Source organism: Klebsiella sp. 141240, assembly GCF_050600805.1.
Taxonomy (GTDB): Bacteria; Pseudomonadota; Gammaproteobacteria; order Enterobacterales; family Enterobacteriaceae; genus Klebsiella; species Klebsiella aerogenes.
The window spans coordinates 176,023-197,070 of the sequence record NZ_JAQIRK010000002.1; the positions used below are offsets into that span (position 1 = coordinate 176,023).

Annotated in this window: 18 protein-coding genes and 1 other annotated feature; of the genes, 11 read left to right on the top strand and 7 right to left on the bottom strand. The window is 56.8% G+C overall.

What is annotated here, in order from left to right; genetic code table 11:
• Nucleotides 1-27 precede the first annotated feature (27 nt).
• The 7 genes from dnaX (at nucleotide 28) to PGQ95_RS03885 (ending at nucleotide 8,263) form a co-directional block, all read left to right on the top strand.
• Nucleotides 28-1,938, top strand: coding sequence for a DNA polymerase III subunit gamma/tau (gene dnaX, locus PGQ95_RS03855; protein WP_213317120.1), 1,911 nt, complete (start codon nucleotides 28-30; stop codon nucleotides 1,936-1,938).
• Nucleotides 1,271-1,335 (top strand) — a sequence feature (DnaX frameshifting element). It overlaps the preceding gene by 65 nt.
• 57 nt (nucleotides 1,939-1,995) lie before the next feature.
• Nucleotides 1,996-2,328 (top strand): YbaB/EbfC family nucleoid-associated protein, encoded by a 333-nt coding sequence (locus tag PGQ95_RS03860; protein ID WP_008805448.1) that lies wholly within the window; start codon nucleotides 1,996-1,998, stop codon nucleotides 2,326-2,328.
• Entirely contained in the window at nucleotides 2,328-2,933 is a 606-nt protein-coding gene (recR, locus tag PGQ95_RS03865; protein WP_113373763.1) for a recombination mediator RecR, read from the top strand. Before PGQ95_RS03860 ends, recR begins: the two co-directional genes overlap by 1 nt.
• A gap of 114 nt (nucleotides 2,934-3,047) precedes the next feature.
• Nucleotides 3,048-4,922, top strand: a complete 1,875-nt coding sequence (htpG, locus tag PGQ95_RS03870) for a molecular chaperone HtpG (protein WP_045393519.1) — start codon at nucleotides 3,048-3,050, stop codon at nucleotides 4,920-4,922.
• Between the two features lie 237 nt (nucleotides 4,923-5,159).
• Nucleotides 5,160-5,804, top strand: coding sequence for an adenylate kinase (gene adk, locus PGQ95_RS03875; protein WP_015367904.1), 645 nt, complete (start codon nucleotides 5,160-5,162; stop codon nucleotides 5,802-5,804).
• A 128-nt stretch (nucleotides 5,805-5,932) separates the two neighbouring features.
• Nucleotides 5,933-6,895 (top strand): ferrochelatase, encoded by a 963-nt coding sequence (gene hemH, locus PGQ95_RS03880; RefSeq protein WP_087860353.1) that lies wholly within the window; start codon nucleotides 5,933-5,935, stop codon nucleotides 6,893-6,895.
• 63 nt (nucleotides 6,896-6,958) lie between these two features.
• Nucleotides 6,959-8,263, top strand: coding sequence for an inosine/guanosine kinase (locus PGQ95_RS03885; protein WP_015367902.1), 1,305 nt, complete (start codon nucleotides 6,959-6,961; stop codon nucleotides 8,261-8,263).
• A gap of 40 nt (nucleotides 8,264-8,303) precedes the next feature.
• On the opposite strand, the gene ybaL is transcribed toward PGQ95_RS03885, so the two are convergent.
• Nucleotides 8,304-9,980: a YbaL family putative K(+) efflux transporter gene (ybaL, locus tag PGQ95_RS03890; protein WP_015367901.1), complete on the bottom strand. Its 1,677-nt coding sequence runs from the start codon at nucleotides 9,978-9,980 to the stop codon at nucleotides 8,304-8,306.
• Between the two features lie 235 nt (nucleotides 9,981-10,215).
• Nucleotides 10,216-11,436 (bottom strand): MFS transporter, encoded by a 1,221-nt coding sequence (locus tag PGQ95_RS03895; RefSeq protein ID WP_045393513.1) that lies wholly within the window; start codon nucleotides 11,434-11,436, stop codon nucleotides 10,216-10,218.
• 295 nt (nucleotides 11,437-11,731) lie between these two features.
• Between PGQ95_RS03895 and ushA the strand changes: the two genes are divergently transcribed.
• Entirely contained in the window at nucleotides 11,732-13,384 is a 1,653-nt protein-coding gene (gene ushA, locus PGQ95_RS03900) for a bifunctional UDP-sugar hydrolase/5'-nucleotidase UshA (RefSeq protein ID WP_271032006.1), read from the top strand.
• A 57-nt stretch (nucleotides 13,385-13,441) separates the two neighbouring features.
• Here ushA and ybaK read toward each other — a convergent pair whose 3' ends face one another.
• From ybaK to copA, 3 genes are all read right to left on the bottom strand, one after another.
• Nucleotides 13,442-13,921, bottom strand: a complete 480-nt coding sequence (gene ybaK / locus PGQ95_RS03905) for a Cys-tRNA(Pro)/Cys-tRNA(Cys) deacylase YbaK (protein WP_015367897.1) — start codon at nucleotides 13,919-13,921, stop codon at nucleotides 13,442-13,444.
• A 201-nt stretch (nucleotides 13,922-14,122) separates the two neighbouring features.
• Nucleotides 14,123-14,917 carry a TraB/GumN family protein gene (locus PGQ95_RS03910; RefSeq protein ID WP_348854135.1) on the bottom strand — a complete coding sequence of 265 codons (795 nt, stop codon included), beginning with the start codon at nucleotides 14,915-14,917 and terminating at the stop codon, nucleotides 14,123-14,125.
• A 133-nt stretch (nucleotides 14,918-15,050) separates the two neighbouring features.
• The gene (gene copA / locus PGQ95_RS03915) at nucleotides 15,051-17,552 is read right to left on the bottom strand and encodes a copper-exporting P-type ATPase CopA (RefSeq protein WP_430916994.1); all 2,502 of its coding nucleotides are present in this window, start codon (nucleotides 17,550-17,552) and stop codon (nucleotides 15,051-15,053) included.
• Between the two features lie 105 nt (nucleotides 17,553-17,657).
• Here copA and cueR point away from each other — a divergent pair, with 105 nt between their 5' ends.
• A complete protein-coding gene (gene cueR / locus PGQ95_RS03920; protein ID WP_430916996.1) occupies nucleotides 17,658-18,068 on the top strand; it encodes a Cu(I)-responsive transcriptional regulator in 411 nt (136 codons plus the stop codon).
• On the opposite strand, the gene PGQ95_RS03925 is transcribed toward cueR, so the two are convergent.
• Complete coding sequence (locus PGQ95_RS03925; protein ID WP_430916998.1) at nucleotides 18,065-18,523, bottom strand: NfeD family protein; 459 nt, start codon at nucleotides 18,521-18,523, stop codon at nucleotides 18,065-18,067. The genes cueR and PGQ95_RS03925 overlap by 4 nt on opposite strands.
• On the bottom strand, nucleotides 18,520-19,437 hold the full coding sequence (locus PGQ95_RS03930; RefSeq protein ID WP_020079443.1) for an SPFH domain-containing protein: 918 nt from the start codon (nucleotides 19,435-19,437) through the stop codon (nucleotides 18,520-18,522). The genes PGQ95_RS03925 and PGQ95_RS03930 overlap by 4 nt, the downstream gene beginning before the upstream one ends.
• A 139-nt stretch (nucleotides 19,438-19,576) precedes the next feature.
• Here PGQ95_RS03930 and fetA point away from each other — a divergent pair, with 139 nt between their 5' ends.
• Complete coding sequence (gene fetA / locus PGQ95_RS03935; RefSeq protein ID WP_087860346.1) at nucleotides 19,577-20,254, top strand: iron efflux ABC transporter ATP-binding subunit FetA; 678 nt, start codon at nucleotides 19,577-19,579, stop codon at nucleotides 20,252-20,254.
• Nucleotides 20,241-21,023: an iron efflux ABC transporter permease subunit FetB gene (gene fetB, locus PGQ95_RS03940; protein ID WP_430917000.1), complete on the top strand. Its 783-nt coding sequence runs from the start codon at nucleotides 20,241-20,243 to the stop codon at nucleotides 21,021-21,023. The genes fetA and fetB overlap by 14 nt, the downstream gene beginning before the upstream one ends.
• Nucleotides 21,024-21,048: the final 25 nt, after the last annotated feature.

The window sequence follows — 21,048 nt, forward strand, 5'->3', positions numbered from 1 at the left end:
CACCTTCCAGCGTTTCAGAGCCAGCCCATGAGTTATCAGGTCTTAGCCCGTAAATGGCGCCCACAAACCTTTGCTGACGTCGTCGGCCAGGAACATGTGCTGACCGCACTGGCGAACGGCTTATCGTTAGGGCGCATCCATCACGCATATCTCTTTTCCGGTACCCGCGGAGTAGGGAAAACCTCCATCGCCCGGCTGTTGGCGAAGGGGTTAAACTGCGAAAGCGGTATTACCGCGACGCCGTGCGGCGTCTGCGATAACTGTCGCGAAATAGAACAAGGCCGCTTTGTCGATCTGATCGAGATCGATGCCGCCTCGCGCACCAAAGTGGAAGATACCCGCGATCTGCTTGACAACGTCCAGTACGCGCCGGCCCGCGGTCGCTTCAAGGTCTACCTGATCGATGAAGTGCACATGCTGTCGCGTCACAGCTTCAACGCGTTATTGAAAACGCTGGAGGAGCCGCCCGCGCACGTCAAATTCCTGCTGGCGACTACCGATCCGCAAAAACTGCCGGTGACGATTTTATCCCGCTGCCTGCAGTTCCACCTCAAGGCGCTGGATGTCGAACAGATCCGCCATCAGCTTGAACACATTCTTGGCGAAGAGCAGATCGCGTTTGAGCCGCGCGCGCTGCAGCTGCTGTCGCGCGCCGCGGATGGCAGCCTGCGCGATGCGTTGAGCCTGACCGATCAGGCGATCGCCAGCGGCGATGGCCGCTTAAGCGCGCAGTCCGTCAGCGAAATGCTCGGCACCCTCGACGACGATCAGGCGCTATCCTTGATAGAAGCGCTGGTGGCCGCCGACGGCGAGCGCGTGATGGCGGGCGTCAGCGACGCCGCCGCGCGCGGCGTTGAGTGGGAAGCGCTGCTGGTGGAAATGCAAAGCCTGCTGCACCGTATCGCGATGGTCCAGCTCTCGCCATCGGCGCTGGGGGCGGATATGGCCGCCGTCGAGCTACGAATGCGCGAGCTGGCTCGTACCGTACCGCCGGCTGATGTGCAGCTTTACTATCAGACGCTGCTGATTGGCCGCAAAGAGCTGCCTTATGCGCCGGACCGGCGTATGGGAGTTGAAATGACGCTGCTGCGCGCGCTGGCTTTCCATCCGCGTCAGCCGCTGCCGGAGCCGGAAGTGAAGCCCGTTCAGGTTCCAACCTCTGCGCCGGTACAACAAGCGGCACCGCCCGTATCGTCGCCATCAGCGCCGCCGCAGAATCTACCGCAAAGCACCAGCCAGGTGCTGGCGGCGCGTAGTCGGCTGCAGCGAACCCCGGGAGCAACCACCCCAAAAAAGAGTGAACCGGCAGCCGCATCCCGCGCGCGGCCGGTGAATAACGCTGCGCTGGAACGACTGAGTTCGATTACCGAGCGCGTACAGGCTCGTCCGGCTGCGGCCGCGCTTGAGCAGGCCCCGGCGAAAAAAGAAGCCTATCGCTGGAAATCGACGGCTCCGATTGAAGAGACCAAAGTCGAAGTCGCCACGCCAAAAGCGTTGAAAAAAGCGCTGGAGCATGAAAAAACGCCGGAACTGGCGGCGAAACTGGCCGTGGAAGCGGTCGAGCGCGATAGCTGGGCGGCGGAAGTGAGCCAATTGGCGGTACCGAAACTGGTTGAGCAGGTCGCGCTGAACGCGTGGAAAGAGCAGGACGGCAACCGCATTTGCCTGCATCTGCGCCCGAGTCAGCGCCATCTCAACTCCGCCGGCGCGCAGCAAAAACTGGCCGAAGCGCTGGGCGTGTTGTACGGCGCGCCGGTTGAATTGACCATCGTTGAAGACGATAATTCGGCGATGCGCACGCCGCTGGAGTGGCGACAGGCAATTTATGAAGAGAAGCTCGCGCAGGCGCGCGAGGCAATTATTGCGGATAACAACGTTCAGACCCTGCGAAGATTCTTCGACGCCGATCTGGATGAAGAGAGTATCCGCCCCATTTGATCGCCAGTCTGACTGGCGTTCAGTACCCTTAACGATGACTTACTGAGAGAGAAGCCTATGTTTGGTGGAAAAGGCGGCCTGGGTAACCTGATGAAACAGGCCCAGCAGATGCAAGACAAAATGCAGAAAATGCAGGAAGAGATCGCGCAGCTGGAAGTGACCGGTGAGTCCGGCGCGGGTCTGGTAAAAGTGACCATCAACGGCGCGCATAACTGCCGTCGCGTGGAAATCGACCCAAGCCTGCTGGAAGACGACAAAGAGATGCTGGAAGATCTGGTGGCTGCCGCGTTCAACGACGCTGCGCGCCGCATTGAAGAGACCCAGAAAGAGAAAATGGCCTCCGTTTCTGCCGGCATGCAACTGCCGCCAGGCTTCAAGATGCCGTTCTGATGCAAACCAGCCCGCTGTTAACTCAGCTTATGGAAGCGCTTCGCTGTCTGCCGGGCGTTGGCCCCAAGTCGGCGCAGCGCATGGCGTTTACGCTACTGCAGCGCGATCGCAGCGGCGGTATGCGTCTGGCGCAGGCGCTGACGCGCGCAATGTCGGAAATCGGCCACTGCGCCGATTGCCGCACCTTCACCGAGCAGGAGGTGTGCAATATTTGCAGCAATCCGCGTCGCAAGGAAAACGGTCAGATCTGCGTGGTGGAGAGTCCAGCGGACATCTACGCCATTGAGCAGACCGGGCAGTATTCCGGCCGCTACTTCGTGCTGATGGGCCACCTGTCGCCGCTTGACGGCATCGGGCCGGATGACATCGGGCTCGATCGTCTTGAACAACGTCTTGAAGCCGAGTCAATCAGCGAGCTGATCCTCGCCACCAACCCAACGGTTGAAGGCGAGGCGACGGCCAACTACATCGCTGAGCTCTGCGCGCAGTATGGCGTTGACGCCAGCCGCATCGCCCACGGCGTACCGGTTGGCGGCGAGCTGGAAATGGTCGACGGCACCACGCTGTCGCACTCACTGGCCGGGCGTCACAAGATTATTTTCTGAACAAATGGAGGCTGCGTTCGCCGCCTCCGCTTGAAAAATCTCGCACCTATCCCCATCTCCTCCCCAACACGTTATTTCCATTAATAATAAATGGCATTGTTGAGGTCGACTTACATGAAAGGACAAGAAACCCGTGGTTTCCAGTCAGAAGTGAAACAGCTTCTGCACCTGATGATCCATTCTCTTTATTCCAACAAAGAAATCTTCCTGCGCGAGCTCATCTCCAACGCCTCGGATGCGGCGGATAAGCTGCGTTTCCGCGCGCTCTCCCAGCCGGATCTGTATGAAGGCGACGGCGAGCTGCGCGTACGCGTATCGTTTGATAAAGACAACCGTACGCTGACCATCGCCGATAACGGCATCGGCATGAACCGCGACGAGGTCATTGACCATCTCGGAACCATCGCCAAATCCGGCACCAAGGCGTTCCTCGAATCAATGGGCTCCGATCAGGCGAAAGACAGCCAGTTGATTGGCCAGTTCGGCGTCGGCTTCTATTCGGCCTTTATCGTTGCCGACAAAGTCACCGTGCGCACCCGCGCCGCGGGCGACAAACCGGAAAACGGCGTGTTCTGGGAATCGGCTGGTGAAGGCGAATATACCGTCGCCGATATCACCAAAGCCGATCGTGGGACCGAAATCACGCTGCATCTGCGTGAAGGCGAAGATGACTTCCTTAACGACTGGCGCGTGCGTTCTATCATCAGCAAATACTCTGACCATATCGCGCTGCCGGTTGAGATTGAAAAACGCGAAGAAGTGGACGGCGAAACCGTTATTTCGTGGGAAAAAATCAACAAGGCGCAGGCGCTGTGGACCCGCAGCAAATCTGAAGTCAGCGACGACGAATACAAAGAGTTCTATAAGCATATTGCCCATGATTTCAGCGATCCGCTGACCTGGAGCCACAACCGCGTCGAAGGTAAGCAGGAGTACACCAGCCTGCTGTATATTCCGTCGCAGGCGCCGTGGGATATGTGGAACCGCGATCATAAGCACGGCCTGAAGCTGTACGTACAGCGCGTCTTCATCATGGACGACGCCGAGCAGTTTATGCCGAACTACCTGCGTTTCGTTCGCGGCCTGATAGACTCGAACGATCTGCCGCTGAACGTGTCGCGTGAAATCCTGCAGGATAGCAACGTTACCCGCAACCTGCGTACCGCGCTGACCAAACGCGTGCTGCAAATGCTTGAAAAGCTGGCGAAAGACGACGCCGAAAAATATCAGACCTTCTGGAAACAGTTTGGCCTGGTGCTGAAAGAAGGCCCGGCGGAAGATGCCTCCAACCAGCAAGCCATTGCTAAACTGCTGCGCTTCGCCACGACGCATACTGATTCTTCCGCGCAGACCGTGTCGCTGGAAGAGTACGTTTCGCGCATGAAAGAAGGACAGGAGAAGATCTACTACATCACCGCCGACAGCTATGCGGCGGCGAAGAGCAGCCCGCATCTCGAGCTGCTGCGTAAGAAAGGTATCGAAGTTCTGCTGCTGTCCGATCGCATTGACGAGTGGATGATGAGCTACCTGACCGAGTTCGACGGCAAGGCGTTCCAGTCGGTCGCCAAAGCCGACGAGTCGCTGGAGAAACTGGCGGACGAAGTTGACGAATCCGCCAAAGAAGCTGAAAAAGCGCTGGAGCCGTTCGTTGAGCGCGTGAAAGGCCTGCTTGGCGAGCGCGTGAAAGAGGTGCGTCTGACGCATCGTCTGACCGACACTCCGGCGATTGTCACCACCGATGCCGACGAAATGAGCACCCAGATGGCGAAGCTGTTCGCCGCTGCCGGTCAGGCGGCGCCGGAAGTGAAGTACATCTTCGAGCTGAACCCGGCGCATCCGCTGGTGAAACGCGCCGCCGATACCCAGGACGACGCGCAGTTTGGCGAGTGGGTTGAGCTGCTGCTGGATCAGGCGCTGCTGGCGGAACGCGGCACGCTGGAGGATCCTAACCAGTTCATCCGTCGTATGAACCAACTGTTGGCATCCTAAGCTTTACCCTCACCCTAACCCTCTCCCTAAAGGGAGAGGGGACTGCTCGCCGCAGAGGGGCTTTTCTCCCTCTCCCTGCGGGAGAGGGCCGGGGTGAGGGCCTTAATCTTCCTCAACCGTAAAATATCTCACCATTAACCGTTTCAGCCGCACCGCCTTCCTTGAGCCATGGCCGTTCTGGTGGTATGGTTTAGCGTTTTTTGAAAAATTGAAACGACATTTGAGGGGATTTTCGTAATGCGTATTATTCTGCTTGGCGCTCCGGGCGCGGGTAAAGGAACTCAGGCTCAGTTCATCATGGAGAAGTACGGTATTCCGCAAATCTCCACCGGCGACATGCTGCGCGCCGCGGTAAAATCCGGCTCCGAGCTCGGTAAACAAGCAAAAGACATCATGGACGCCGGCAAACTGGTTACCGATGAGCTGGTCATCGCGCTGGTGAAAGAGCGTATCGCCCAGGAAGATTGCCGCAACGGTTTCCTGCTGGACGGTTTCCCGCGTACCATTCCGCAGGCTGACGCCATGAAAGAAGCCGGCATCGCCGTTGACTACGTGCTGGAGTTCGCCGTACCGGACGAACTGATCGTCGACCGCATCGTTGGCCGCCGCGTACACGCCGCTTCCGGCCGCGTATACCACATTAAATTCAACCCGCCTAAGGTTGAAGGTAAAGACGACGTGACCGGCGAAGAGCTGACCACCCGTAAAGACGATCAGGAAGAGACCGTACGTAAGCGTCTGGTGGAATACCATCAGATGACTGCGCCGCTGATCGGCTACTATCAGAAAGAAGCGCAGGCGGGTAACACCCAGTACGCGAAAGTCGACGGCACTAAAGCGGTGGCAGACGTGCGCGCCGATCTGGAAAAAATCCTCGGCTAATTAAGCCCTTTCTCATCCTGCTGCGGCAGGATGAGAACACCTCTCATTTCTACCTTTTGCTATGATTGGTTCCGTTTAACGCCATTTACGCTACAATTGTCAGCGATTCAAATGGTTAAGAGGCGGTAATGCATCAGACGAAAACAGGTATTTTGCTAGCCAATTTAGGCACTCCCGATGCGCCCACGCCCGATGCGGTGAAGCGCTATCTGCGACAATTTCTTAGCGACAAACGGGTAGTGGATACGCCTCGTCTGCTGTGGTGGCCGCTGCTGCGCGGCATCATACTGCCGATTCGCGCTCCCCGCGTGGCGAAACTCTATCAGTCCGTATGGATGGCGGAAGGCTCGCCGTTGATGGTGTATAGCCGTCAGCAGCAGCAGGCGCTGGCGGCCAGATTACCGGATGTCCCGGTGGCCCTGGGGATGAGCTATGGCTCGCCGTCGCTGGCAAGCGCTGTCGATGAGCTATTGGCTCAGGACGTTGACCATATCGTGGTATTGCCGCTGTATCCGCAATATTCGTGTTCTACCGTGGCGGCGGTATGGGATGAACTGGCGCGGATCCTCGCGAAAAAGCGCGCCATCCCGGGCGTTTCGTTTATCCGCGACTATGCCGATGACGCTGACTATATCCACGCGCTGGCGGCCAGCGTGCGCGCTTCGTTTGCCGTTCACGGCGAACCGGATGTGCTGCTGCTCTCCTATCACGGTATACCGCAACGCTACGCCCATGAGGGCGATGATTACCCGCAGCGCTGCCGGGTAACGACCCGCGAGCTGGTCTCAGTGCTCGGGCTGCCGCCGGAGCGGGTGATGATGACCTTCCAGTCGCGCTTTGGCCGTGAACCCTGGTTGACGCCGTACACCGACGAAACGCTAAAAATGCTCGGCGAGAAGGGCACAAAGCACGTTCAGGTTATCTGTCCGGGCTTCTCCGCCGACTGTCTGGAAACGCTGGAAGAAATCGCGGTGCAGAACCGGGAAATTTTCCTTGAGGCCGGCGGTAAGCAATATGAGTATATTCCGGCGCTTAATGCCGATCCTGCGCATATTGAGATGATGGTGAACCTGACCGCGTCGTATCGCTGATCGCGCGCGTGGCGGGGAATATGCTACTATTCCCCGCTTGTTCCCTGTCATTAAATCGCCACTATGAAATTTCCCGGTAAACGCAAATCTAAACACTATTTCCCCGTTAGCGCTCGCGATCCGCTGCTGCAACAAATTCAGCCAGAAAATGAGTCCAACGTCTCCTGGGTGGTTGGCATCGACCAGACGCTGGTGGATATCGAAGCGAAAGTGGATGAGGCGTTTATCGTACGCTACGGCCTGAGCGCCGGTCATTCGCTGGTGATTGAGGATGATGTTGCCGAAGCGCTGTATCAGGAACTGGTACGCGACGGCCTGATCACCCATCAATTTGCCGGCGGCACCATTGGCAATACCATGCACAATTATTCGGTGCTGGCGGACGACCGCTCGGTGCTGCTCGGCGTGATGTGCAGCAACATTGAGATCGGCGGCTACGCTTATCGCTACCTGTGCAATACTTCCAGCCGTACCGATCTCAACTACCTGCAGGGCGTCGATGGCGCCATTGGCCGCTGTTTTACGCTGATTAGCGATAGCGGCGAACGTACCTTTGCCATCAGTCCAGGCCACATGAACAAGCTGCGTCCGGAAAGCATCCCGGAAGAGGTGATTGCCGGCGCTTCCGCGCTGGTGCTGACCTCCTACCTTGTGCGCTGTAAGCCGGGCGAGCCGATGCCGGACGCGACGATGAAAGCCATTGAGTATGCCAAAAAGCATGATGTGCCGGTGGTGCTGACGCTGGGAACGAAATACGTGATTGCCGACAACCCGCAATGGTGGCAGCAGTTCCTCAAGGAACACGTTTCGATTCTGGCGATGAATGAAGAAGAAGCGGAAGCGCTGACCGGTATCGCCGACCCGCTCACCGCGGCGGATAAGGCGCTGGACTGGGTCGACCTGGTGCTATGTACCGCAGGACCGGCGGGTCTCTATATGGCGAGCTTCACCGAAGAGGAAGCGAAGCGTAAAACGCAGCATCCACTTCTGCCGGGGGCGATAGCCGAGTTCAACCAGTATGAATTCAGCCGCGCGATGCGCCATCAGGATTGTGTTAATCCGCTGCGTATCTATTCGCACATCGCGCCTTATATGGGCGGCCCGGAGAAGATCATGAACACCAATGGCGCAGGCGACGGCGCGCTGGCGGCGTTGTTGCATGATATCACCGCCAATAACTACCATCGTAATAACGTGCCGAACTCCAGCAAGCATAAATGCAAATGGCTGACCTACTCATCGCTGGCGCAGGTGTGCAAATACGCCAACCGCGTCAGCTATCAGGTGCTGAATCAGCATTCGCCGCGTTTAACGCGCGGCCTGCCGGAGCGGGAAGATAGTCTGGAAGAGGCCTACTGGGACCGTTAATCCCGTGGATAAGAGTACGCCCCGCGAGCGGGGCGTCGTATCAACCGGTAACAATCTCGCCAGCCGGCGGCGTTTCCAGCAGACGTAACATCGCCCGTGCGATTTCGCGTTCCCCCATCACCACCTGATTGGCTCCGCGTTCGGTAATATAATCGACCTCATCGTCGTAATGGGCGCGGGCGATAATCTCAATGTTCGGGCATTTTTCCCGCGCTGAGGCGACAATTTCACCGGCTTCATAGCCGTTAGGAATGGTCAGCAGCAGCCAGCGGGCGCAGTCGAGATGCGCCAGATTCATGATCTCTTCGTTGGCGGCATTGCCCAACACGGCGCTGATGCCGCGCTCACGCAGCTCATCCACGCGGGTGCGGGAGGTTTCAATCACCACCAGCGGGATCCCCTGGGCCATCAGTTTCTCGCCAAGCAGGCTGCCGACGCGGCCGAAGCCGACCAGCAGCGCATGGTTGCAGATATCCACCGGCACCTGTTTTTCGTCTTCCAGCACCTCTTCCAGCGTCTGTTCGTCGAGCGTTTCGGTTTTATCGAGATATTTTTCCAGCAGGGTAAACAGCACCGGGTTGAGCATAATCGAAATTATCGCCCCGGCCAGCACCAGGTTCTGTCCGGCCTGCGGCAGCAGATCCAGCGCCATGCCGAGACCGGCAAGAATAAAGGCGAATTCCCCGATTTGCGCCAGGCTGGCGGCGATGGTCAGGGCGGTACGCGGCGAGTGACCGAACATACGTACCAGGAAAAAAGCGGCGGCGGATTTACCAAAGATGATAATCGCCAGCGTCGCCAGCACCGCCAGCGGCTGTTCGACCAGGATCATCGGGTCAAATAGCATCCCGACGGAGACAAAGAACAGCACCGCGAAGGCGTCGCGCAGCGGCAGCGTATCGTGAGCGGCGCGGTGGCTGAGTTCGGATTCGTTAAGCACCATCCCGGCGAAGAATGCGCCAAGGGCGAAGGAGACGTCGAACAACTCAACGGCGCCGAAGGCGATGCCGAGCGCCAGCGCCAGTACCGACAAGGTAAACAGTTCGCGAGAGCCGGTTGCCGCGCTGCGCGACATGATCCACGGCACCAGACGGCGGCCCACCAGCATCATAATGGCAATAAAGGCGACGACTTTACCGATGGTAATACCCATATCGAGCGCCAGCGATGCCAGCCCAACATCGCCTTTTTCCACCATTCCGGCGATAGCGGGCAGCAGCACCAGCGTCAGTACCATCACTAAATCTTCAACGATCAGCCAGCCGATGGCGATTTGCCCACGCTGGCTATCAATAAGCTGCCGTTCCTCCAGCGCGCGCAGCAGCACCACGGTGCTGGCGGTGGAAAGACACAGGCCAAAAACGATGCCGGTCATCAGCGACCAGCCGAGCAGGGAAGAGAGCGCCATCCCGAGCAGCGTCGCCACGGCTATCTGGGCGATGGCTCCGGGAATGGCTATCGACTTTACCGCCATGAGATCTTTCAGCGAAAAGTGCAGCCCGACGCCAAACATCAGCAAGATGACGCCAAGTTCGGCCAGTTCAGGCGCAAGCTTGGTATCCGCAACAAAACCAGGAGTAAATGGACCGGCCAGCACGCCCGCTAATAAATATCCTACCAGTGGAGAAATACGTAGCTTATTGGCAATCATGCCGAGAATAAAGGCGAGCACAAGGCCGCCGACAATGGTGGTGATTAGCGGTGTTGCGTGATGCATTCCGTCTCCTTGCGTGTGGTGAGCCGATCCATTTTCGCTACTTAAAGCAAAAAACCGATTAATAGTTTATGACACTTTTGCTCGTTTTGTTTATGAATAATTATTGAAATTTGCGAAAAATTGGAATTACGGCAGAAAAAAGCACAGACAGGAAAATGGCGGCAGGTCATGGCGGCGTAATGCTGATGGGATAAGGGATTGCGGCGGCCAAACTTTCACTTTGGCCGCCAGATACTCAGGCTTTTTGATGGTTATTAGGCAGGAATATCGTCAGAATGCCAAGAAGCGGCAGGAAAGCACAGATTTTATAGACCAGATCGATGCTGGTATGGTCGGCTAACAACCCCAACACCGCGGCGCCAAGGCCGCCCATGCCAAACGCGAATCCGAAGAACAGGCCGGAAACCATACCGATTCTCCCCGGCAACAGCTCCTGGGCATAGACCAGGATAGCGGAAAAGGCTGATGCGAGGATAAAACCAATTATCACCGTCAGGATCCCGGTCCATTCCAGCGATGCGTACGGTAAAATAAGGGTAAATGGCGCCACGCCGAGGATAGAGCCCCAAATTACATATTTACGACCTATCTTATCGCCAACAGGCCCGCCAATCACCGTACCTGCGGCTACTGCAAACAGGAAGGCGAACAAGTGAAGTTGGGCGTTTTGCACCGATAATCCGAACTTATGCATAAGATAAAAGGTGTAATAGCTACTGATACTCGCCATGTAGAAGTATTTGGAGAAAATCAGCATTAACAGGATGCAGACGGCAAGGATGACTTTGTTACGCGGCAGCGGATTAACGATAACCGGCTTCGGTTTGCCTTTATTCATCCGGTGTTGCGCGGCGTACCAGCGGCTGATTTGCGACAGCACGACGATCGCCAGCAGCGCGGCCAGCACGAACCAGGCGACGTTGCCTTTGCCGTAGGGAGCGATGATCACCGCCGCCAGCAGCGGCCCCAGCGAGCTGCCGAAGTTGCCGCCAACCTGGAATAGTGATTGCGCCAGACCGTGACGGCCGCCGGAAGCCATCCGCGCCACGCGTGAGGATTCCGGATGGAAGACCGAAGAGCCGGTGCCGACAAGCGCAGCGGCCAGCAGCACCATGCCGAAGCTGCCGGCCAGCGCTAACAGAATTAAGCCGCAGAGGGTGAAACACATCCCCACCGGTAATGACCACGGCATCGAGCGTTTATCGGTGATGTAGCCAATCACCGGCTGGAAAAGCGATGACGTCAGCTGGAAGGTGAGGGTGATCATGCCGATCTGCACGAAAGTTAACGAGAATTCCGCCTGCAGCAGCGGATAAATCGCCAGGATGAGCGACTGGATCATGTCGTTTAGCAGATGGGAGAGGCTGATTGCCCCCAGGATGCCAAATGAGGTGCGCGCTTTTTGCGGCGGCGCGCCGGTACCGGGTAAGGACTGAGCGGATTGGTTGGTTGTCATAGGTTCACTTCAGCGAGTTCTATTTGTTGTAGAGAATGCAGGTTGATACCCTAAATAATTCGAGTTGCAAGAAGGCGGCGACACAGAGAATCCCCAGGAGCTTACTCTAGTAAGTGACTGGGGTGAGCGAGGAAAGCCAACGCACATGCAACTTGAAGTATGACGGGTAGAATTATTATCAGACTAACATACCTGTCCCCAAGGTTTGAAGGAAGTCGCAATTCTGAAAACATATTTGTCAAAGCGGCTGACTCGCTATACTTTCGGCACTTGTTATTAAGTCAGGGAGTGAAACATGCATTATTTAAAACGCGGCGTGGCGCTGGCGTTATTCGCCGCCTTATCGCTGGGAAGCCTGTCAGCGCAGGCCTATGAGCAGGACAAAACCTATAAAATCACCATCCTGCACACCAACGACCACCACGGTCATTTCTGGCGCAACGACTATGGCGAATATGGCCTTGCGGCGCAGAAGACGCTGGTGGACGGTATCCGCAAAGAGGTGGCGGCCGAAGGCGGTAGCGTCCTGCTGCTGTCCGGCGGCGATATCAATACCGGGGTGCCGGAATCCGATTTACAGGATGCAGAACCTGATTTTCGCGGCATGAACCTGATTGGCTACGATGCCATGGCGGTTGGCAACCATGAGTTTGATAACCCGCTCAGCGTGCTGCGCCAGCAGGAAAAGTGGTCGAAGTTCCCGTTCCTGTCGGCCAATATCTATCAGAAAAGCACCGGCGAACGCCTGTTTAAACCCTGGGCGCTGTTTAAGCGCGGCGGGCTGAAGATTGCGGTGATTGGCTTAACCACCGATGATACGGCGAAAATCGGCAACCCGGAATATTTCACCGATATCGAATTCCGTAATCCGGCGGCAGAAGCCAAGCTGGTTATCCAGGAATTACAGCAAAATGAAAAGCCGGACGTGATTCTGGCGACCACCCACATGGGCCACTATGACAACGGCAATCACGGCTCTAACGCGCCGGGCGACGTTGAAATGGCGCGGAGCCTACCTGCGGGATCGCTGGCGATGATCGTCGGCGGCCACTCGCAGGATCCGGTATGCATGGCGTCGGAGAATAAAAAGCAGGTCGATTATGTCCCCGGAACACCGTGCGCGCCGGATCGCCAGAATGGCATCTGGATCGTGCAGGCTCACGAGTGGGGAAAATATGTCGGCCGCGCCGATTTTGAATTCCGCAACGGTGAGATGAAGCTGGTGCACTATCAGCTAATCCCGGTCAACCTGAAGAAGAAAGTGACCTGGGACAACGGTCAGAGCGAGCGCGTGTTGTATACGCCGCAAATTGCCGAAAACCCGCAGATGCTGTCGCTGTTAACGCCGTTCCAGAATAAAGGCAAGGCGCAGTTACAGGTGAAAATAGGCAGCGTCAACGGCCATCTTGAAGGCGATCGCAGCAAAGTTCGCTTCGTACAAACCAATATGGGGCGTCTGCTGCTGGCGGCGCAGATGGCGCGCAGCAATGCTGATTTCGCGGTGATGAGCGGCGGCGGTATTCGCGACTCCATCGAAGCGGGTGATATTACCTATAAAGACGTGATGAAAGTGCAGCCGTTCGGTAACGTGCTGACTTACGTCGATATGAGCGGTAAAGAGGTGATTGAGTACCTGACCGCCGTCGCGCAGATGAAGCCGGATTCCGGCGCTTATCCGCAGTTCGCCAATGTCAGTTTCGTTGCCAAAGACGGCAAGCTTAACGATCTGAAAATCAAAGGTGAACCGGTTGATCCGGCGAAAACTTACCGTATGGCGACGCTGAACTTTAACGCCACCGGCGGTGACGGCTACCCGCACATCGATAATAAACCGGGATACGTAAATACCGGCTTTATCGATGCCGAGGTGCTGAAAGAGTACATCGAGAAGAACTCGCCGCTGGATGCGGCGGCCTACGAGCCGAAGGGCGAGGTCAGCTGGCAGTAAGCCATCGCTTAGCGGGGCCCGGATAAGGCGCGTGCGCCGCTATCCGGGACGGTGTGCTTAATCGCGGCGGGCGATATCGGCGAACTTCGCGTCCAGAAGCTTCGCCAGATCGCTTGCCGCCAGTTCAATATCCAGTCCGCGTTTGCCGCCGGAAATATAGATGGTGGCAAATTCCTGCGCCGGGGCATCAATCACCGTCGGCAGACGCTTTTTCTGCCCAAGTGGGCTGATGCCGCCGACCAGATATCCGGTGATCCGCTGTGCGACCATTGGGTCGGCCATATCTACCTTCTTGGCGCCCAGCGCTTTGGCCACTTTTTTCAAATCCAGTTGACCGGCAACCGGGGTGACGGCGACCGCCAGATGTTTCATATCGCCGTTAACGGCCACTAATAGCGTCTTGTAAACCTGATCCGCATTGAGCCCCAGCTTGCGAACCACTTCATCGCCAAAATTGGTCTCTTGAGGATCGTGTTCGTAGCTGTGGATCTGAAAGGTAATTTTGTTTTTTTCGAGTAATTTAACGGCGGGAGTCATAGTAATCCTTCTTACCAACCGACCTAACGTATGACCAGCATACGCGTGAGGGTTGTATAAAAAATAGTACCATCTTGCGCAATAGTATTGGCAGTGATGGTCACTTTGAGCGACAATCAGACGATCCGGGATGTATATCCCGGGATAATAATAATGATGAAATTCCTCTTTGACGGGCCAATAGCAATATTGGCCATTTTTTTACGTCAACATATCCGGCAGGTTCCCTTCACCATACAGATGCAGCGCGCCGACGGCGACGACGTAACTCCCCGGCGGCAGGGCAAGCAGCGTGTCGCGCCAGGCTATGTTGCGCTGATGCATCAGTACATCATATAAAGACTGGCTGAAGGTCGTCGGCAGCGTTTCCGCGCCGCGCGACGGCGGTTGTTCCAACCACCAGCCGATCATGACCTGCAGTAAACGGGCGTTGGTGCGCCAGTGGCTCAGCGTATCTTCCAGCAGCGCCTTACCGCCGTCAGGCAGATTGCGTAACAGCGCGATCTGGCTATCGGCGCCTTCCAGCTCCATTACCCTTATGTTGCTCTCACGGGCAGCCATCAGCAACTGATAATCAATGCCGTAATCGGGTCGTAACCCCAGCTTTTGCGCCTGAGTGGCTTGTAGCACCATCGCCACCTGCCATAGCGGCTGGCTATCGAAAAGATCGACCGACAAACCCAGTTCGCCGGCGCGTGAGCGTAATTCTGCTAATTGTGTTTCGCTCAGACGTTCAGCCAGCGGGGGATAAGAGGGGAGATTACTGAAAGGCGTTTCATTACCGGTGATATCTGCTTCGACGATTAAGGCGTCGGCCTGACGTATCTTTTTCAGTAGCTTAGCCGGCGGCGGCGCCATGTCGCGGGTGCCCATATGGATGCTGCCGACGAGGTGTAAATAACGGTCGCCGGGCAGGACGATATCCATTGCAGGCCAGGAATAAGACGAGCCGACGGCGGCTCGCCACAGCATTTTTATTCGGTTTAACAGGCCCATACGCGCTCCGAAGTGTGAGGCATTCATGCTAGCGCATCTGGTGGTGGCCGTCATCTTTCCCGCGGGTTTTTATTGCCGCCAATAAATAAACGGGCGCTGAGTAACCTCAGCGCCCGTTTTCCTGTGGCTGTGCCTATTCTTTCGGTTTAAAGCGCAGCAGGCGGTTAGCGTTACTCACCACGGTGATTGACGACAGCGCCATTGCCGCGCCGGCGACCACCGGGTTCAGCAGGGTACCGGTCAGCGGCCAGAGGATTCCAGCGGCAATCGGGATGCCTAACGAGTTATAAACAAATGCGCCCAGCAGGTTCTGTTTCATATTGCGTAACGTCGCCTTCGAAATCGCTAAAGCATCGGCCACGCCGTTAAGACTATGGCGCATCAGGGTGATCGCCGCGGTTTCAATGGCGACATCGCTGCCGCCGCCCATGGCGATACCGACATCCGCCTGCGCCAGTGCCGGGGCATCGTTAATACCGTCGCCGACCATCGCCACTTTGTGTCCTTCGCTCTGCAGACGTTTAATGGCATCGGCTTTACCGTCCGGCAGCACGCCGGCTATCACTTCATCAATGCCCGCTTCTTTGGCGATGGCATTGGCGGTGGTCGGGTTATCCCCGGTCAGCATGACCAGCCGGTAGCCCTGACGATGCAGGCGCGCCAGCGCGTCGATGCTATCTTCACGTAGCGGGTCGCGGATGGCGAACAGCGCGGCGGCCTGACCATCGATCGCCAGCAGTACCGGCGTGGCGCCGCGCGAGGCCTGTGTCGTCATCTCGCTTTCCAGCTCGGCGGTGGCGATATGCTGCTCGTTAAGCAGCGCCTGGTTGCCGAGCAGCAGTCGATGGCCTTCCGCTTCACCGCTGACGCCGAGCCCGCGCAGGGTACGGAAGCCGCTTACCTCCGGTAAAGTGCTATCGGCGGCTTTATCAAGGATCGCCCGCGCCAGCGGATGGCTCGAACCCTGCTCGAGCGCGGCGGCAAGACGCACCGCGGTTGTTTCATCAACCCCTGCAAAGGTTTTCACGGCCACCACCTGCGGCTTGCCTTCGGTCAGGGTGCCGGTTTTATCAAACACCAGCGTATCGAGTTCGCTGGCGCGCTGCAGAGCATCGGCGTCACGCACCAGAACGCCATATTCTGCCGCCCGGCCAACGCCGGAAATAATCGACATCGGTGTTGCCAGGCCTAACGCGCATGGACAGGCGATAATCAGTACCGTGGTGGCAATGACCAGGGTATAGACGATTTGCGGCGCCGGGCCGAAGAAGTACCAGATAGCGGCGCTAATCAGCGCAATGGCTACCACTGCCGGAACAAATACCGCCGAGATTTTATCCGCCAGTTGGCCGATTTCCGGTTTGCTACTTTGCGCCTGGCGCACCATGCGAATAATCCGCGCCAGCGTGGTCTGGCTGCCGACGGCGCTGGCGGTAAACAGCACGCTGCCGTCCTGCACCACGGTACCGGCATGAATGGCGTCTCCATCGCCTTTTTGCTGCGGTATCGGTTCGCCGGTAAGCATGGCTTCATCAAACCAGGCTTCGCCCTGGCTTATCACGCCGTCAACCGGAACGCGATCGCCAGTGGTCAGGCGCAGCGTCATACCCGCCTCAACTTCCGCGAGCGGCAGATCTTTCTCGCCTTCAGGCGTCACGACGCGTGCCGAAGGCGGCGTCAGGTCGAGCAGTTTTTCCAGCGCTTTCGAGGAGCGCTGGCGCGCGCGGGCTTCCAGCATATGGCCGAGGTCGATAAGACCAATGATCATTGCGCTGGCTTCGTAATACAGGTGGCGCGCTTCCATCGGAAACCACTGCGGCCACAGGTTGACGCTCATTGAATATAGCCAGGCGACACCAGTCCCCAGGGCGACCAGCGTATCCATGGTGGCGGTGCCGTTTTTCAGGCTTTTCCAGGCGCTGCGGTAGAAGTGACCGCCTGCGAAGACCATCACCGCGAGGGTGATAAGGCCGATGACCAGCCACAGCGATCGATTGTCGTCGCTGACCATCATGTTATCGCCGATCATGCCCCAGACCATAACCGGTACGCCGACCAGCAGGGCGACAATCGCCTGCCAGCGAAAACGTTTCATGGTGGCGATGGCGGTTTCCTGCTGTCGTTCGCGGCGTTCGAGGTCGTCTTCGATAGCCTCCGCGCCGTAGCCGGCTTTTTCCACCGCCTGCACTAATTCGGCGGCGGACGCACTGCCCATTACCAGCGCCGTGCGTTCCGCCAGGTTTACCCGCGCCTGTGAGACTCCCGGCACCGCGGCAAGCGCGTTTTGTACCCGGGAAACGCAGCTGGCGCAGCTCATGCCGTTGATCAGCAGCTGTTGACTGTCATCCTCGTCATGGGCTGCCGGAAGCTCGGGAGTGGCCGCTGTCAGTGCTTCCGACGGGATTGATGATTCTGCCAGCGGTTTAGCCTTTGGGTGGCTGAGCTCCGCGCCGTATCCGGCTTGTTTGATGGTCTCAATCAGGGCTTCAGCGCTGGCGCTGCCCGTGACGTGGGCTTCGGTAACAGTGACATCAGCCTGTTCAACGTCGGGACGTTGTTCGAGGCTCTCTTTCACGCGTTTAACGCAGTGGCCGCAGGAGAGGCCATCAAGCGTCAGGTCGATAGTGTTAGACATAAATAACTCCTGAATAATTTCCGGTTAATGATTGACCGAACACACTCTTTCATCGAGTATTAAGAAGGTTAAACCTTCCAGCAAGGGGAAGGTCAAGGGGGAAAAATGAATATTAGCGATGTGGCGAAAAAAACCGGCTTAACCAGCAAAGTGATTCGTTTTTACGAAGAGAAAGGGCTGGTGACGGCGCCGCTGCGTAGCGATAACGGCTACCGTACCTATAGTCAGAAGAATCTGGATGAACTGACGCTGCTGCGCCAGGCGCGGCAGGTGGGATTTAATCTGGAGGAGTGCCGCGAGCTGGTGGCGTTATTCAACGATCCGTCGCGGCACAGCGCCGATGTGAAAAAAAGAACGCTGGAGAAAGTCGCGGATATTGAGAACCATATCCGCGAGTTGCAAAACATGCGCGCGCATCTGCTGGCGCTGGCGGACGCCTGCCCAGGCGATGACAGCGCGGATTGCCCAATAATGGATAACCTCTCCGGCTGCTGTCACCGCAAAGCGCAGGCTTAACGGACGGCGGCTCTTACCCGCAAGGTAATTCCTTCGATGGCGACCACTTCAACCTTGCTGCCCGCCGCGAGGTCCTCATCGGCAATCACCGGCCAGGAGCTATCGCCGACGCGGACGTGGCCACGACCGTTTTCCAGCGCGTTGTCGAGAGTGAAACGACGGCCAACCAGCTGCTGGCCGCGCTGGTTAAGCTGCGCGTCGGCGGGGCGCTGCTGCCTCATACGTTTACGCAGCCATTTTGACCACAGCCAGGCCGCCAGCAGGGTAAGAACGGCAAACAGCGTCCCTTGCCATTCCCAACTGAGTGGAATAGCCCATATTAGCAGGCCGGTGACGACGCCAGCTACGCCGCTCCACAGCAGGTAGCCATTGCTGCCGAGCATCTCTGCCGCCAGCAACAGCCCGCCAAGGGTCAGCCAGAAAATATGCGGATGGGCGAGGATCAGGGCGATCATGATTTTTTCCGCTCGGCGCTACTCTCTTTCAGCAGTTCGCCGATCCCGGCTATCGAGCCCATCAGGCTGCTGGCATCCAGCGGCATCAACACCACTTTGCTGTTGTTGGCGGCGCCAATCTGCTGCAGCGCGTCGGTATATTTCTGCGCCACGAAGTAGTTAATCGCCTGAATATCGCCTGAAGCGATTGCCGATGAGACCATCTGGGTGGCGCGGGCTTCCGCTTCGGCGGAACGTTCGCGGGCTTCCGCCTGCAGGAAGGCTGACTGACGTTCACCTTCGGCTTTGAGGATTTGCGACTGCTTTTCGCCTTCGGCTTTGAGAATTTCCGCCTGGCGCACCCCTTCAGCTTCCAGGATGTAGGCGCGTTTGGTTCGCTCGGCTTTCATCTGGGCGTTCATTGAGGAGATAAGTTCCGCAGGCGGACGAACGTCGCGGATTTCGACGCGGGTGATTTTTACCCCCCACGGATTGGTGGCGTCGTCGACGATATGCAGCAGGCGGGTGTTAATGCTATCGCGCTGGGAGAGCATTTCATCCAGCTCCATCGAGCCGAGCACGGTACGAATATTGGTCATCGTCAGATTGACGATTGCCAGCTCAAGATTGCTGACTTCATAGGCGGCTTTTGGCGCATCGATAACCTGAATGAAGCACACGGCGTCAATGGTGACGTTGGCGTTATCGCGGGAGATGACCTCCTGTGAAGGGATATCCAGCACCTGCTCCATCATGTTCACTTTACGGCCGATGCGGTCCATAAACGGCACCACTAAACTTAAGCCCGGCTGCAGCGTCTGCGTATAGCGGCCAAAGCGTTCGACGGTCCATTGATATCCCTGCGGCACGATTTTTACTGCCGCCCCCACAATGACCAGTGCGACAAAAATAAGAACGGGGATAAAAATCAGCATCAAAAACCTCCTGTCTTGTTGCCTGATGGGCGCCGCAGCGAAATGGCGCATGTTTAAACAGAGTATAACTTTCTCCTTGTTCCGGTGAAAGAAAACTGGAGTAAACTGTCTGGGTTTGAGGAAATAAACTGGACATATAATGAAGGAAAATAACGCGATTTTACGTCTCGAGGGTGTTGGTTTTAAAACCGACGACGCGGTCATCCTGAATAATATCGATCTCCGGATTGCGGCCGGGGAATTTAAGTTGATTACCGGGCCATCCGGATGCGGCAAAAGTACGCTGCTGAAAATTATCGCCTCGCTGCTGAGCCCGACCAGCGGAGAGATTTTTTTCAATGACAAAGATATCACTACGCTGACGCCAGAAAACTATCGCCAGCAGGTCTCTTACTGCGCGCAAACCCCGGCGCTATTCGGCGATTCGGTCTATGACAACCTGGTCTTCCCATGGCAGATCCGCAACAAACAGCCGGATCCTAAAGCGCTGATTGCCGACCTCGAACGATTCGGGCTGGCGGATAACACGTTGGAGAAATCCATTAATGAGCTTTCCGGCGGTGAAAAGCAGCGGGTCTCGCTCATTCGTAATTTGCAGTTTCTACCGCAGGTTTTGCTGCTTGATGAAATTACCAGCGCGCTGGATGAAAGTAATAAGCGCAACGTTAACGAGATTATTCATCGCTACGCGACGGAAAAAGGGATGGCCATTCTGTGGGTCACTCACGACCAGAACGAAATTGCCCATGCTGATGAAGTCATTACGCTACAGCCTGCCGGCGGGAAAATGCAGGAGGTGAAAAATGAACGGGCATAATATTACTAACGAATCACTGGCGCTCTCGATGGTGCTGGTGCTGGTAGCGATCGTCGTCAGCTATCGAGAAAAGCTAGCGCTGGAAAAAGATATCATCTGGAGTATTTGCCGGGCGATAGTGCAATTAATTATCGTCGGCTACGTGCTGAAATATATCTTTAACGTCAACCATGCGGTGTTGACGCTATTGATGGTGCTGTTTATCTGCTTCAACGCGGCGTGGAATGCGAAGAAGCGCAGTAAATATATCGATAAAGCTTTTATTTCATCGTTTATCGCTATTACCACCGGCGCTGGACTAACGTTGGCGGTACTGGTCTTCTCGGGGTCGATCGCCTTTGTGCCGATGCAGGTTATTCCGATTGCCGGCATGGTGGCCGGTAACGCTATGGTGGCGGTAGGACTGTGCTACAACAATATGGGCCAGCGTTTTAACAGTGAGCAGCAGCAGATTCAGGAGAAGCTAAGCCTCGGCGCGACGCCGAAGATGGCCTCCGCGCGGCTGATTCGCGACAGCATACGCGCTTCGTTGATTCCCACGGTAGATTCGGCGAAAACGGTCGGGCTGGTGAGTTTACCGGGCATGATGTCGGGACTGATTTTCGCCGGGATTGACCCGGTGAAGGCGATTAAGTATCAGATTATGGTCACGTTTATGTTGCTATCGACCGCCAGCCTGTCGACGATTATTGCCGGTTATCTGACCTACCGGAAGTTCTTCAATGCCCGCCATCAATTGGTGGTGACGCAGTTGAAAAAGCGCCCGTAAGTATTCCCGGGTTGCGGCTTACGCC